A 14,145-nucleotide genomic window follows, 5' to 3' on the forward strand; every position below is an offset into this window, starting at 1 on the left:
CATGACTTCCGCTTCGAACCGGCGGCTGCGGGTCGGGCTCCAGCTCCAGCCCCAGCACGCCGACTACGACACCATCCGCCGCACCGCCTCGGCGGCCGAGGACATCGGCGCCGACATCATCTTCAACTGGGACCACTTCTACCCGCTCTACGGCGATCCCGACGGCCTGCACTTCGAGTGCTGGACCATGCTCGGCGCCTGGGCGGAGTCGACGTCCCGGGTCGAGATCGGCGCGCTGGTGACGTGCAACAGCTACCGCAACCCGGAACTGCTCGCGGACATGGCCCGCACCGTCGACCACATCTCGGGCGGCCGGCTCATCCTCGGCATCGGCTCGGGCTGGTTCGAGAAGGACTACGACGAGTACGGCTACGAGTTCGGCACCGCCGGCGGGCGCCTCGACAACCTCGCCGAGTCGCTGCCACGCATCGAATCCCGCCTTGGCAAGCTGAACCCGGCGCCGACGCGCAAGATCCCCGTGCTCATCGGCGGTGGCGGCGAGAAGAAGACCCTCAAGCTCGTGGCCAAGCACGCCGACATCTGGCACGGCTTCGGCGACCCGGAGGTCGTCGAGCGCAAGGTGAAGATCCTCGACCAGCACTGCGCCGACCTCGGCCGCGACCCGAGCGAGATCGAGCGCTCGTGTGGCGTGCAGGGCGACCCGGACGAGCTCGGCCCGAAGCTCGTCGAGCTGGGCGTGAGCACCTTCACCGTGGGCGTCGGCGGTCCCGACTACGACCTCACGGCCCTCAAGAACTGGGTGGCCTGGCGCGACAAGCAGAACGGCTGACGCACGAAGTTCGCCGAAGGCCTCCTCGCGTGAGCGGGGAGGCCTTCGGGCGGTTCGGACAGAGCTTTCGGACAGGGGACACGGCGGCAGGCCGTGATCGACGACCCCACGTGGCCGGACCGGCGCGGAGCGAATCGGGCGAAAGCCTAGAAAGCCATGGCCTGGGCGCGCCGCTTCACCTCGGTGCCGTGGCTCGTCCGCAGCGCGTTGACGGGGGTCACGCCCGGCAGCGTGTCGTCCTCCGCGAAGAGCCAGCGCAGCATCTCGGTGCGGCTGAACCCCGAGTCCGCGAGCACCGTGATGGTGCCCGCCAGGCCCTTGACCACTCCGTCTTTGACGAAGAAGTCGCTGGGCACGCACAGCTCGCCTTTGCGGCGCACGGCGATCAGATGACCGTCGCGCAGCATCTGGCGCACCTTGTTGGACGAGATCCCGAGCACGGCCGCCACCTGGTTCAGGGGAAGGACGGTGACAGCGGAGTCGAGGACGTCATCGGCGACAGGAATCCCACTCACACGTGACACTGTGCCACATTCGACCGGTTTCCCGACTGGTACGCACGGGTGACCCGCCGCCTCACCTCACCCGCGTGGGCGTGGTTCCGTACGATAACCAGCCGTGACACGCACGCACCCCAGCCTCGTCGGCACGCTGCTCGAACGCCGCTACCGCGTGGACAGGCTGCTCGCCCGGGGCGGGATGTCGTCGGTCTACCGGGGGATGGACACCCGGCTGGACCGCGCGGTCGCGATCAAGATCATGGATCCCCGCTTCGCCGACGACCGCTCGTTCGTGGACCGTTTCGTGCGCGAAGCGCGTTCGGCCGCCCAGCTGCACCACCCGAACGTGGTGGCCGTGCACGACCAGGGCTTCGACGTCCCGCCCGGCGAGGACGCGGGGCTCGCGTTCCTCGTGATGGAGCTCGTGGACGGCGGCACGCTGCGCGACCTGCTCTCCGAGCAGGGCAAGCTCGACGTCGCCCTCGCGCTGAGCATCGCCGAGCCCGTGCTGTCGGCCCTGGCCGCCGCGCACGCCGCCGGGCTGGTGCACCGCGACGTGAAGCCCGAGAACGTGCTCATCGGCCGCAGCAGCGGCGCCCTGTCGGGCGGCGTGGTGAAGGTCGGCGACTTCGGCCTGGTGCGCGCGGTCGCCAGCGCGGGCACCACGAGCTCGAGCGTCATCCTCGGCACCGTCGCCTACCTGTCGCCCGAGCAGGTCACCACGGGCGTCACGGGGGCCCGCGGCGATGTGTACTCCGCCGGGATCCTGCTGTACGAGATGCTCACCGGCCAGACGCCCTACACCGGCGACACGGCCCTGTCGGTCGCCTACCGGCACGTGAACGACGACGTGCCGCGCCCCAGCGAGCTGCGGCCGGACCTGCCGCCCGCGCTCGACGACCTCATCCTGCGCGCCACCCGCCGCGACCCGGAGCTGCGCCCGGCCGACGCCGGCGTGTTCCTGGCCGAGCTGCAGGCCGTGCGCGCGGAGCTGGGCCTGCCCGTCGTGCCAGTGCCCGTGCCCCCGCCGCCGGACGGCGACCGCATGTCCGACACCGAGCGCACCATGCCGCGCATCCCGGTGACCGAGCAGACGATGCCGGTCTCCGGTCCGCAGGGCACGCGGGCGCTGACCCGGGCCGTCCCGGTCGGGCCGCCGCCGTCGCCGCCCGCGGGCCAGCCGATGCCGACGCAGCAGGTCGCGGCGATCCCGCCCACCCCGCCACCACCGCGGCGCCCGCGTCCGCCGGCCGACGAGCCGAAACCGCGGGACCGACGGAAGATGTTCGCCCTGATCGCGGTGGGCGTGCTGGTGCTGGGCGGGCTGATCGGCGCGTTCGCGTTCATCCTCAGCGAGTCGGCGCCCACCACGTCGGCCGTGCCGAAGCTCGTGGGCCTGACGCAGGCCGAGGCCGGCGACAAACTGCGCGCGGCGAACCTGACGCCGCAGTACAGCCAGGAGTTCAGCAACACCGTGCCGGCCAACACCGTGATCAAGGTGACCCCGGCCGAGGGCACGCAGCTGGAGAAGGACGCGAACGTCTCCGTCGTCGTGTCCAAGGGCAAGCCGGTGGTGCCGAACATCCAGGTCGGCGCTTCGCTGGCCGACGCGACGAAGGCCATCCAGGGCCAGCAGCTCACCGTCGTGCAGGGCACACCGGCGTTCAGCGACACCGCACCCCAGGGCACCGTCGTGAGCGTGAGCCCCGCGGCCGGTACGCCGGTGGACATCGGCGGCCAGGTCACCGTGGTCCTGTCGAAAGGCCCGGAACCGCTCCCGCCGGTGCCCGACGTCACGGGCCGGCCGAAGGACGAGGCGTTCCAGCTGCTGCAGCAGGCGGGCTTCCAGCCGGTGGACGGCGGCGAGGAGTTCTCGCAGACGATCCCGGCCGGCGGCGTCACCCGCACGGACCCGCCGGCGAACTCGCCGGGCAGCAAGCAGGTGAGGGTCTTCGTCTCCAACGCCGTGCAGGTGCCCGACGTGCGGTTCAAGCAGTTCGACGAGGCCGAGCAGATCCTCAAGCAGGCCGGGCTCGACGTCGACAAGCAGGGCGGCGGCGGCAAGGGCCGCGGTGGCGGCGGCTTCAACTTCGTCTTCCAGCAGGACCCGCAGCCCGGTTCGCTGGTGCCGAAGGGCACGAAGGTGAAAATCCGGGGCTTCGGCGGATGATCGGCAACCGAGGCCGCGTCACGGGCGCCGTCGGCCCCGGCCTGATCGGTGAGGTGCTGCTCAGCGTCCGCGGCGGCACCGAGGCCTTCTACGCCTACGCGGCCGACCCGGAAGTCAGCTTCCCGACCGGCACTCAGGTCCTTGTGGTGGATTTCGAACCCCCGCGGACGGTTTACGTTGAACGGTGGCAACCGCTGAAGCCTTAGCGGCGTCGAAGAGCTACCAACAACCGAAAATCGGGCTGCGAGGGGTTATGGAAATCTGGCTCATCGTCGTGATCGCGGTGGTAGCCGTGATCGTGCTGTTCGGGCTGCTGCGAATCCTGTACAAGGTCGCGGAGCCGAACGAAGCGCTCATCATCTCCGGGTGGGGGATCCGGGTGGAGCGCACCGAGACCGCCGACAGCCTCGGGTTCAAGATCGTGACCGGCCGGGGTGTCAACGTGATCCCCGGCTTCCAGACCGCGCGACGGCTTTCGCTGGACACTCGCGGCGTCAACCTGCAGGTGTCCTGCGTGACCAAGCAGGGCCTGCCCGTGACCGTGCGCGCGGTGGTGATCTACAAGGTGGGCGACGACTACGCCTCCATCGCCAACGCCGCTCGCCGCTTCCTCGACCAGCAGAAGGGCATGAACGACACCATCCACGAGCTGTTCTCGGGCCACCTGCGCTCGATCGTGGGCGGGCTGACCATCGAGGAGATGATCCACAACCGCGACGCGCTGACCGGCGAGGTCCGCCAGTCGTCGGCGACGGAGATGATCAAGCTGGGCCTGATCGTCGACTCGCTGCAGATCCAGGAGATCGACGACGAATCGGGCTACATCCTCAACCTGGGCAAGCCGCACGCCGCGGCCATCGCGTCGGCCGCGCGCATCGCCGAAGCGCAGCGTGACCAGGAGGCCACGCAGGCGGAGCAGGTGGCCGCCGCGCAGAAGGCGGGCGCGATGCGGGAGAGCCAGATCAAGCAGGCCGGTTACCAGGCCGAGGTCGACCAGGCGAAGGCGAAGGCCAGCCAGTCGGGCCCGCTGGCCGAGGCGACGGCGCGGCAGGAGGTCGTGGTCCAGGAGACGCGGGCGGCCGAGCTGGAGGCCGCGCTCGCCGAGCAGCGGCTGCAGTCGCAGGTCCGCAAGCCGGCCGACGCGAAGGCGTACGAGACCCGCACGACGGCCGACGCCGACCGCGATGCCCAGATCGCCCGCGCGCAGGCCGAGGCCAAGGAGACCGAGCTGCGCGCCGCGGCCGACGCGACGCGCGTGAAGACGGCCGCCGAGGCGGAGGCGCAGGCCACGAAGGCCCGGGCCGAGGCGTCGGCCGGGGCCACGCGCGCCACCGGTGAGGCCGAGGCGGCGGCCGCGCAGGCTCGTGGTCTGGCGGAGGCTGAGGCCGCGAAGGCCCGGGGTCTGGCGGAGGCCGAATCGGCCCGGGCGAAGGGTTTGGCCGAGGCGGAGTCGATCAAGGCCCGAGCGGCGGCACTGGCGGAGAACCAGGAAGCTGTGGTAGCACAGCAGCTGGCCGAACGTTGGCCGGAAATCGTCGAGGCCGGCGCGCAGGCGTTCGGTAACGTCGACCACATGGTGGTCCTGAACGGCGCGGACGGGATGTCGGACATGTTCACCAAGGCGTTGTCGCTCGGCGGAACGGGCCTCGGCCTGGCCCGCCAGCTGATGGACGCCATGGGCAGCCCCTCGAAGCCGTCGGCGGCCCCTGGCTCGGAGCAGGCGCTGTCGAACGGCGACCTGTCCCCGCGCGAGTAGCCCATGAGCTTCTTCACGGACGGTCCTCGTGAACGCCCCCTGTTCCCCGTGCGGGAGCTGGAGCTGTTCGGCTACGAGGGCCGTCCGTGGATGGGCCCGCCGAACGACCACATCGTCCCGGCGCTGCTGCCGTGGGCCCGGCCGCTCGGCCGTTCGGAACGCACGATCGTCGCCCTGCGCGGCATCGAGGTCTGGCCGGAGGCCCTGACGCTGCGGCTCGCGGTGTACTCGCGCGACAGCCTGCAGGAGGGCCGCAGCGGCTCTCTCATCGACCACCGGCGGATTCCGGACTACAACGCGCTGCTCGTCGGCGTGCTGTACCCGGACGGGCGCCGGGCCAGCTCGGAGTCGATCTCGGTGCCGTCCGCTTCGGAGCCCGACTCGCCCGTGCTGCGCGCTGTCGGTGGAGGCGGGACGCAGTTCCACCTGGACCACCAGATCTTCGTGTGGCCGCTGCCGGGGGACGGCCCGTTCACGCTCGTGGTGCAGTGGCTCGACCGGGACATCAAGGAAACGCACACCGAGCTCGACGGCGCGGCCATCCGGGCGGCGGCGGTGGAGGCCGGGGAGCTGTGGCCCGGGCTGCCTAAGCGGCCGGGTAACGGCGTGGGGCTGCGACACGCGGGGGCCACGGGCTCCGGCGCGGCTTCGGCCTCCGTCGGCTCGCGTCCGGAGCGAGCCCCGGAAGCCTCCGGCCCACTCCCCCGCCGCAACGCGACCGACGCCCCGCCCGAACCGCTCCCCCACCGCGGCGCGGCCGACAGCGCATCCGGCGATCCTTTTCCCTACCGCGTCGCGTTCGGAGCCGCGGAAGCCGGTGCGGCGGAACCGCGCGGCAACCCCGGTGGTGCTGCGCCTCCGCCTGGCTCTGGCTCCGGCGCTGGCTCTGGCTCCGGCTCCGGCTCCGGCTCCGGCTCCGGCTCCGGCTCCGGCTCCGGCTCCGGCTCTGGCTCTGGCTCTGGCTCTGGCGACGCTGCGCCTGCCTCGGGCCCCAACGCCTCCAGCGCTGCACCCGGCCCCGGCCCTGCCGGCGCTGCGCCTCTCCCCGGCTCCGGCGCGGCCGACGCCACGGAGAACCGCGGCGTCGAGAGCACCCCTCAGCCGGTGACCGCACCCGGTGAACCCCTGCCGCAGCGGTCTCCCTCGGTGCTGCTCCCGCGCCTCGCCGGCGAAGGCTCGCTACTCCCCCGCCGCAACGTCGCCCTCGGCCCCGACCGCCCTGTCCCGCGCCCGCCCGGCACGGCTTCCCCACTCCCCCGGCGCACCCCCACCCGCGCAGGTGGCCCGCCCACCGCACGTCCCTCGACCGGCCCGGCCGAGCCACTGCCGCACCCCGCGCAGCCGTCGCCTCTGGGCTCGCCCGCCGAGCCACTGCCGCTCCCCCACCGCAACGCCACCACCGGCGACAGCCCGACGATCGCGCTGCCCACACCCTCCGCAGCAGACCCACTCCCGCAGCCCGCCCGGCCCGCGACGCCCCAGTCGGCCCGCGAAGCATCGCCACGACCCCAGCACAACGCCGACACCGACACCCCCGCACCGCTCCCCGAGCCAGCCCAGCCGACGCCGCCGCAGTCCGCCGGCGCAGCATCGCCGCAGACCCGGCGCAACACCGACACCGGCGACAGCCCGACGATCGCGCTGCCCACACCCTCCGCAGCAGACCCGCTCCCCCAGCCAGCCCAGCCGACGCCGCCGCAGTCCGCCGGCGAAACACCGCCGCCGGCCCAGCACGGCGCCGCCACCCACACCCCCGTGCCGCTGCCCCAGCCGTCCCGGCCGGCGGCGGAAGGGATCGCCGGGGCGCAGCTGCCGGCGTTGCCGCAGCCGTCGAGGTCGGCGAAGGGGGAGAGGGCGACTCGGGGTGCGTGGGCGCGGTGGCGGGGTGCGCGTGACCCGGGTGAGTGAAACCGCGGGTCGTTAGCGCCCGCGAAACACGGTGACCACCCTCCCGTCATGTCAAGGTGGTGTCGTGGGGCGCATCCCACCCCTGCCCCCGCCGCAAGAGGACGGTCGCGATGGTTCGCACCCCGCTCAGCCCGCTCGACGTCGCGTTCCTGTGCCTGGAAAGCGAAACCGCGCCGATGCACATGGGTGCGGTACTGGTGTTCACCTCTCGCGGGCGAGCCGATGGCGCGGAGCTCGCCGCGCTGCTCGCGTCGCGCGCGGAGAAAATGCCGCAGCTGCGCCGAAAAACCCGGGCCGAGCTGTTTCCGCCCGGTTCCGCGACTTGGTCGGATGACCCGGATTTCGTTGCGGCGCAACACATTCATCACCACGAGCTGAGCACGCTGTACGACCCCGACCCGCTCACGGACTTCGCCGCGCGGTGGATCGCCGAGCCGCTCGACACGAGCCGTCCGTTGTGGGACGTGACCGTGGTGACCGGGCTGCCCCAGGGTGGTTTCGCCGTGCTGCTCAAGCTGCACCACGCCCTCACCGACGGCGAAGGCGCGTACGCGGTGACCGTCGGCCTGCTCGACGGCCTGGCCGTCGCGGACCGCACCCTCGCCCGCGCGTCCGGGCCGGCGCCGATCCCGCGGCCGCGCTCGGCGCTGCACAGCGTGAAAAACAGCGTGAAGGTCAGCCTCGCGCACGCCGGCGAGACGGCCGGGATCGCGACGTCACTCGTCCGCGCGGCGCGGCCACCGCTGTCGCCGGTGTCGGCGCCCGCGTCGGCCGAGCGGCGCCTGGGGTTCGTGCGGCTGCCCACGGCCGACATCCGCCGCATCCGCCGCGCCCACGGCGGCACCGGCAACGACGTCGTGCTCGCCGTGCTGGCCGGCGCGCTGCGCGAATGGCTGGTCAACCGCGGCAAACGCGCCGACGGCCGCACGCTGCGGGCCCTGATCCCGGTGAGCGTGCGCGGCCGTTCACACAGCCAGGTCGGCGGCAACAAGCTGTCCGGCTACCTGTGCGACCTGCCGGTCGGCGAGGACGACCCGGTGGAGCGCCTGCACGTGGTCCGCCGCGTGATGACGCGCAACAAGGCCGCCGGCCCGGCCCGCGGCGCCGGCGCGTTCCCGCTGCTGGCCGACCGCGTGCCCACGGTGCTGCACCGCCTCGGCACGAAAACGGCCGGGCTGGCCGCCCCGCTGTTGTTCGACCTGGTCGTGACCACCGTGCCGCTGCCGGCCGCGCGCCTCACGCTGGCGGGCGCCCCGCTGGCGCAGGTGTACCCGTTGGTGCCGCTGGCCCCGCGCCACGCCGTGGGAATCGCCGTCGCCACCTACCGCGACGGCGTCCACATCGGACTCCAGGCGAACGCCGAGGCCGTCCCCGACCTCGGCGGCCTGCGCGACGCGGTCCTCAAATCCACTGCGGCGCTGCTGAACACCGTGTAGGGCCTCAGCCCCGCAGCATCTCCGCCACGAGGAACGCCAGCTCGAGCGACTGCTGCGTGTTCAGGCGCGGGTCGCAGGCGGTTTCGTAGCGGCCGGAGAGGTCGACGTCGGAGATTTCCTGGGCGCCGCCGAGGCATTCGGTGACGTCTTCGCCCGTGAGCTCCACGTGGATGCCGCCCGGGTAGGTGCCGAGCTTGTGGTGCACCTCGAAGAAGCCCTGCACCTCGTCGACGATGCGGTCGAAGTGGCGGGTCTTGTAACCGGTCGACGACTCGTGCGTGTTGCCGTGCATCGGGTCGCACTGCCAGATGACCTTGTGGCCCGAGGCCTCGACCTTCTCGACGATCGCGGGCAGCACCTCGCGGACCTTGCCGTTGCCCATGCGCGAGATGAGCGTCAACCGGCCTTCCTCGTGGCGCGGGTCGAGGCGCTCGACGTACTCCAGTGCCTGCTCGGGCGTGGTCGTCGGGCCGATCTTGAGGCCGATCGGGTTCGACAGCAGCTCCGCGAACGCGATGTGCGCGCCGTCGAGCTGACGGGTGCGCTCGCCGATCCACAGGAAGTGCGAGGACAGGTTGTACAGCTTGGGGTTGGCCGCGTCGGCGTTGTCCAGGCGCAGCAGGGCGCGCTCGTAGTCGAGCAGCAGCGCCTCGTGGCTGGCGAAGATCTCCGTGGACTGCAGCGACGTGTCGGTGACGCCGCAGGCGTTCATGAACCGCAGGCCGCGGTCGATCTCGTTGGCCAGCGCCTCGAAGCGCTGCGCCGCCGGCGACGCCGACACGAAGTCCTTGTTCCAGTCGTGCACCTGGTGCAGGTCGGCCATGCCGGCGCCGGTGAGGGCGCGGACCAGGTTCATGGCGGCACCCGCGTTGGCGTACGCGCGGATCATGCGGCCCGGGTCGGGCACACGCAGCTCGGGCTTGGGCACCAGCGAGTTGATGATGTCGCCGCGGTACACGGGCAGGCCCAGCGCGTCGGTGGCCGCCGAGCGGGGCTTGGCGTACTGGCCGGCGATACGGCCCATCTTCACCACGGGCAGGCTCGCGCCGTAGGTGAGCACCACGGCCATCTGCAGCAGCGTGCGCAGGTTGGCGCGGATGTGGGGCTCGGTGTTGGACTCGAACGTCTCGGCGCAGTCGCCGCCCTGCAGCAGGAAGGCCTCGCCGCGCGCGACCATCGCGAGCCGGCTCTGCAGCCGGTCGATCTCGGCGGGCACGGTGATCGGCGGCACGCTCTCCAGCACGCCCCGGACGCGCTTGGCCAGCTCGACGTCCGGCCACTCGGGCTGCTGGGCGGCGGGCAGGGCCAGCGCCGCGTCGAGGCGTTCGCGCAGCTGAGGCGGGAGCGGCGGGAGCTCGGGAAGCGTGTCGACGGGAACGTCCACTGTCCAGTTCACGGCACCCAGGATAAGGTTCGCCGCCCACGCGGCTCCGGGAGGGCGGTGCGGGTCACACGTCCGGGTCGTCCTGATGGTCGTCTTGGTGGTCGTCATGGTGATAGAGCGCACCGAACCGGTCGACGACGCCGAGCAGCCCGGCGAGCTCGTCCGCGTCGAGCGCGGGGACGACCACGGACCAGTGGTGGAGGCTGACCGCTTCGGCCAGGATCCGGCGTCGCTCGTCCGGCGGCGCGGCGGCCGAAATCCCGACCAGGAGCTGCGCGCGGTCTTCCGTGAACTCGACGCGCCGGGCCCGGTCGAGCGCGCGGGCCAGGTCGTGTCCGGCGAGCTTCGGCAGGAACGCCTTCAGCAGCCGCTCACGGTGGTGGTCTTCGGCGACGCTGTCGACCACGGCCTCGGCCTGGTCGACAAAACCAGCCTCAGCCAGGCCCGAGGCCAAGGCCTCCCGGGCGGTACGAACCGCGAAGTCGGGCAGGAGGGCGCAGAGCTGCAGCGCCACGGCGGCCTCGCCGCGCGCCGCCAGGTCCACGACGCCGTCGGTGACCGCCAAGTCCAGGCCGGAATTTCCCGCCGGGTACGCGGCGACCAGCTCCATGAGCTCGGCGGTTTCCCCCACCGCGCACAGCATCACGATGGCCGCTTCCCAGCCGTACCGCGGGTCTCGCCTCAGCTGGGCGACCCAGCCCCGCACGCGCGCCGCCAGCCGCGCCAGCGCCGCATGGTCGCCGACGGCTCGGAGCCGACGGGCGAGCAGCGCCAGCGGGTCGCGCATCCTCGGCCAGAACTCCATGCCACAGATCAGCTTCTCGGCGATCCGAGGATCTCCCTCGGCGGCGAGAAGTTTCGCGAACGCCTCGATCCCGCGTGGCGCGTGCAGGTCGGAGCGCACCAGCGGAGCGAGCAGCTCGGCCCGCCGCACGTCCCCGGCCGCCACCACCGTCGCGGTCAGCGCCCCGATCGCTTCCACCGCACGCTGGTCCCCCGCCGGTCGGCGCACCAGCGTTTCCGCCCGTTCGGCAGCCACCCGAGCGCGGTCGTCCTCGCCTGCGGCCAGCAGTTCGTCGGCGAGGACGACGTACCTCTCAAGATCGGTGCGCAGCTCGAACACCGAAGGGCGGTCGGACTGGAACCGGGCCGCCCATTCGAAGGCGCGCTCGGTCTCGCCCGCGGCCACGAGCGCCCTGATGAACCGCAGCGTGGCCTGGTCCCGGCTGAACCGGTCGGTCATCGAGACCAGCACCTCGGGGATGTGAGGCCACCGGCCGGTGTCGGCCAGAACCGCCACGACAGCCGGCAGGTAGCCCTGTTGCCGAGCTTTCTCGTCGAGATCGCCGGCCACTTCGGCGAAGTCCTCCGCCGCGGCCAGTTCGATCTGCAAGAGCACGGCCCCACCGCCGCATTCCCGCGCCACTTCGCGCGCCCGGACCACGTGACCGAGCCGGGACAGGCTCCGCGCCGCTTCGGCGAGCACCGAGCCCCGGTGGGGCCCGTCGGCGATCGTCCCGGCCAGTTCGACCGCGGCGTCCGGATCCACGGCCGCGAGCACGCGGCCCAGCTCGCCGAGTGTTCGGTCGCGGAGCCCCTCGTCGGAGATTTCCGCGGCCAGCCGCCGGGCCCGGGCGAAATCCGGTTCGGCACCGGAGAAGGCGAAAACCGCGCCGATCCGCTTGCGCCGGTCCGTGCTCACCCGGTCATCCACCTGGGCGGCGGCCTCGTCCAGGCGGCCCGCTCGCGCCAGCGCGATCGGAATCTGCGCGAGCAGCACGTCGCGCAGCTGCGGTTCGTGCTCGTCTTCGGCCACCTGCTTCGCTCGGCCGGCCTCCCCGGTACACGCGAGCGACCCGACCAGCTCGACCAGCGCCTGCGTGCGCAACCAGGGCTCGGTGATGGACTGGGCCAGCGCCACCGCGTGGTCGACCTGCCCCAGCTCCGCCCACACGGCCGGGAGCCGCTCCGGGGTCAGCTTGTTGCGTTCGCGGAAGGTGTCCCGGTAGGTCTCCAGCGTGATCAGCCGCAGCAGGTCCGGCTCGGGTGAGTCCAGCAAAGCCGTGCGGGCGGTGTCCAGTTCGCCCATGGCGGCCAGGTCGCCACCGGAGACGTCGAGCAGGCGGTCGTGGCGGGCCGGGTCGACGGCCAAGTCGGCGAGCGTGGCCACGTCGCCCGTCTCCTGCACCAGGCGGAAGTAGCCGCGGAGCAGGAACTGCGGGGTGTCGGGGGGCCAGCCGGCCGTGCGGTAGCCCGCGGCCCAGTCGTCGATCGCGTGCCGGTACTCGGCCAGCGGGGAAGGGCCGAGCGCGTCGATCGCCTCCCGCTGGAGGTTTTCGTGGCCCAGCAGGTAGATCTCGGGGGCTTCGCGGGAGCGCCAGTGCGCCGGGCGCCCGGGTGAACGAGCGGCTCGCCACACTGGACAGTGCCCGCTCGACCTCGCGCAGCCGACGCCGGGTCAACGCCGCGAGGTCCGCGCCGGTCAGGCCACCGCGGGCAGCGACCAGGAAGCCCAGCAGATCCTGCTCGCCCGCGGTGCCCTCCAGGAGGGCGTCGAGCTCGCGCTCCATGTCGTCGCGGGCCGCGCCGGCGGCGGGGGAAGGCGAGAGGGACCGTTCGATGCCGGATGCCCGCAGCGGGTGGTCGGGGCGGACGTCGGAGGGCAGGTCCGGATTGAGCCGGCTCGCCACGATCACCCGCAGGCCGTCGACGGGCGTCGGCAGCAGCGCAGCGATGCTGTGGCCGCCGGAGACCCGGTCCTCGTCCAGGCCGTCGACCACGAGGACGAGCCGTTCGCCGCGAGACCGGCAGTGCGCGGCGGCTTCGGCGAACACCGCGTTGAGGTTCCTCGCCGCGGGATCCTTCGCCGCGCCCAGGACCTCGGCGAGCTGTTCCTGGACGACGTCGACGAAGGCCTCTCGCGTGTCGTCGCCGCCCGAACGTGCCGTGATGAAGAAGGACACCACGCGCACGCCGACCGGGGGCGCCAGCACGAAAGACGCCATGAGGGCCGACTTCCCGGCCCACGGTGCCGCGCGCCACCACACGTACGAAGCGCCGTCCGGAGCAGTGCAGAAGGCGGCCAGCTCGGCGAGTTCGGCCTCCCGCCCGACAAGCCGCGACGGGGCGACCTGCCGCACCCATTCGAGATACCGGGACCGAACCGGGGGCGAAGACACGACCGAGTCCGCGTGCCCGACCTGCACCACCGTGCCGTGAACCGGCCCCAGCACCTGGTTCGTGACAGAACCGGGCTTCTCCCCCGTCACCCCTGCCGCCCTCCCGCCGTGAGGTGATCGAGCGTCGCACGGCGGGAGGGCCAGGTAAAGAACCGGTCAGTTGCGCATCGTCAGCTTCTCGATCGAGCCGGACGGGTTGCCGGCGCTCGGGCGACGTGCCGTGGTTGGCGATGTACACGTCGTTGCCGTCTATCACGAGGCCGGTGGCCTGGGCCAGGCCGGCGGACGCGAGCGCGGTCTTCTTGCCGTTCTTCTCGATCCGCGTCAGCAGGCCGGAGGCGATGCCGTCCTTGGCGAAGGTCACCACGAGCAGCCGGCCGGCACGACACGCCAGACGCGCGCGACACCGACGCCGATGCTGCTGAGCTCGGACACGTACAGCGCGCCGTCGGGACCCACGACCACGGACGTCGGCACGGACTGCACCGGGATCTTCGTGCCCGGCGGCAGACCCAGCGCGGGCGGCGCGGGCGCCATCTTGACCGGGAACACGGCCGGCACGCTGATCTTGCCGCGGCCGTCGACGTAGAACAGGTCGTTGGCGGCGGAATCGGGGTTGTTCTTTGCCTCGAACGCGGCGAAGTCCGGGCCCGGCTTCAGTTTCTTGCGCCACCACCGCTGCCGTCGGTCCCGGCCGCCGACGGCAGGTTCTTCACGACCTGCTTCACCTTGCCGTGGTCGAGCACCGAAACGGCACCGGTCTTGCCGAAGCACGCCTTGCCCTCGGGCCCGTCCGCACACGGCCCGCTGCCCCCACGACCGGCCTCGGCCACGTAGACCTTGCCGTCGTGGATCGTCAGGTGCCGCGGGCTGCTCAGGCCCGTGGCCACGGTCTTCAGGCTGGTCGACGCCGCACTCGACCAGGACGCCGGTGATCCACTGTGGATCGGGCCGGGGCGGCCGAGCCGCCCGATTCTGCGCTCGCGGCACCAAAAAGTCTCCGCTGGATAAACCGGGTGAAA

General features: G+C 72.4%; 10 protein-coding genes and 1 pseudogene. 6 read left to right on the plus strand and 5 right to left on the minus strand.

Annotated features, from left to right (window positions below; translation table 11 throughout):
• The first annotated feature begins 1 nt into the window (after position 1).
• Complete coding sequence (locus tag AB0K15_RS29190; RefSeq protein WP_364057264.1) at positions 2-790, plus strand: LLM class F420-dependent oxidoreductase; 789 nt, start codon at positions 2-4, stop codon at positions 788-790.
• Positions 791-936: 146 nt separating this feature from the next.
• Here AB0K15_RS29190 and AB0K15_RS29195 read toward each other — a convergent pair whose 3' ends face one another.
• On the minus strand, positions 937-1,305 hold the full coding sequence (locus AB0K15_RS29195; RefSeq protein ID WP_360605980.1) for an Rv2175c family DNA-binding protein: 369 nt from the start codon (positions 1,303-1,305) through the stop codon (positions 937-939).
• Positions 1,306-1,408: 103 nt separating this feature from the next.
• Between AB0K15_RS29195 and pknB the strand changes: the two genes are divergently transcribed.
• The 5 genes and pseudogenes from pknB (at position 1,409) to AB0K15_RS29220 (ending at position 8,560) form a co-directional block, all read left to right on the plus strand.
• On the plus strand, positions 1,409-3,460 hold the full coding sequence (gene pknB, locus AB0K15_RS29200; protein ID WP_364057267.1) for a Stk1 family PASTA domain-containing Ser/Thr kinase: 2,052 nt from the start codon (positions 1,409-1,411) through the stop codon (positions 3,458-3,460).
• Positions 3,457-3,666, plus strand: coding sequence for a hypothetical protein (locus tag AB0K15_RS29205; protein ID WP_220238050.1), 210 nt, complete (start codon positions 3,457-3,459; stop codon positions 3,664-3,666). Before pknB ends, AB0K15_RS29205 begins: the two co-directional genes overlap by 4 nt.
• 47 nt (positions 3,667-3,713) lie before the next feature.
• The gene (locus AB0K15_RS29210; RefSeq protein WP_364057271.1) at positions 3,714-5,216 is read left to right on the plus strand and encodes an SPFH domain-containing protein; all 1,503 of its coding nucleotides are present in this window, start codon (positions 3,714-3,716) and stop codon (positions 5,214-5,216) included.
• Positions 5,217-5,219: 3 nt separating this feature from the next.
• Positions 5,220-5,834, plus strand: a pseudogene (locus AB0K15_RS29215) (hypothetical protein); the annotation flags it as partial.
• A 1,400-nt stretch (positions 5,835-7,234) separates the two neighbouring features.
• Positions 7,235-8,560 (plus strand): wax ester/triacylglycerol synthase family O-acyltransferase, encoded by a 1,326-nt coding sequence (locus AB0K15_RS29220; RefSeq protein ID WP_364057274.1) that lies wholly within the window; start codon positions 7,235-7,237, stop codon positions 8,558-8,560.
• Between the two features lie 4 nt (positions 8,561-8,564).
• On the opposite strand, the gene AB0K15_RS29225 is transcribed toward AB0K15_RS29220, so the two are convergent.
• The 4 genes from AB0K15_RS29225 to AB0K15_RS29240 form a co-directional block, all read right to left on the minus strand.
• Complete coding sequence (locus tag AB0K15_RS29225) at positions 8,565-9,956, minus strand: class II 3-deoxy-7-phosphoheptulonate synthase (RefSeq protein ID WP_285969235.1); 1,392 nt, start codon at positions 9,954-9,956, stop codon at positions 8,565-8,567.
• Between the two features lie 52 nt (positions 9,957-10,008).
• Positions 10,009-12,363, minus strand: coding sequence for a hypothetical protein (locus AB0K15_RS29230; protein ID WP_364057278.1), 2,355 nt, complete (start codon positions 12,361-12,363; stop codon positions 10,009-10,011).
• A 1,120-nt stretch (positions 12,364-13,483) separates the two neighbouring features.
• Positions 13,484-13,675 carry a hypothetical protein gene (locus AB0K15_RS29235; protein ID WP_364057281.1) on the minus strand — a complete coding sequence of 64 codons (192 nt, stop codon included), beginning with the start codon at positions 13,673-13,675 and terminating at the stop codon, positions 13,484-13,486.
• Between the two features lie 104 nt (positions 13,676-13,779).
• Complete coding sequence (locus tag AB0K15_RS29240; protein WP_364057284.1) at positions 13,780-14,013, minus strand: hypothetical protein; 234 nt, start codon at positions 14,011-14,013, stop codon at positions 13,780-13,782.
• Positions 14,014-14,145: the final 132 nt, after the last annotated feature.

It is taken from the genome of Amycolatopsis sp. NPDC049253 (assembly GCF_040678995.1).
Lineage (GTDB): Bacteria > Actinomycetota > Actinomycetes > Mycobacteriales > Pseudonocardiaceae > Amycolatopsis.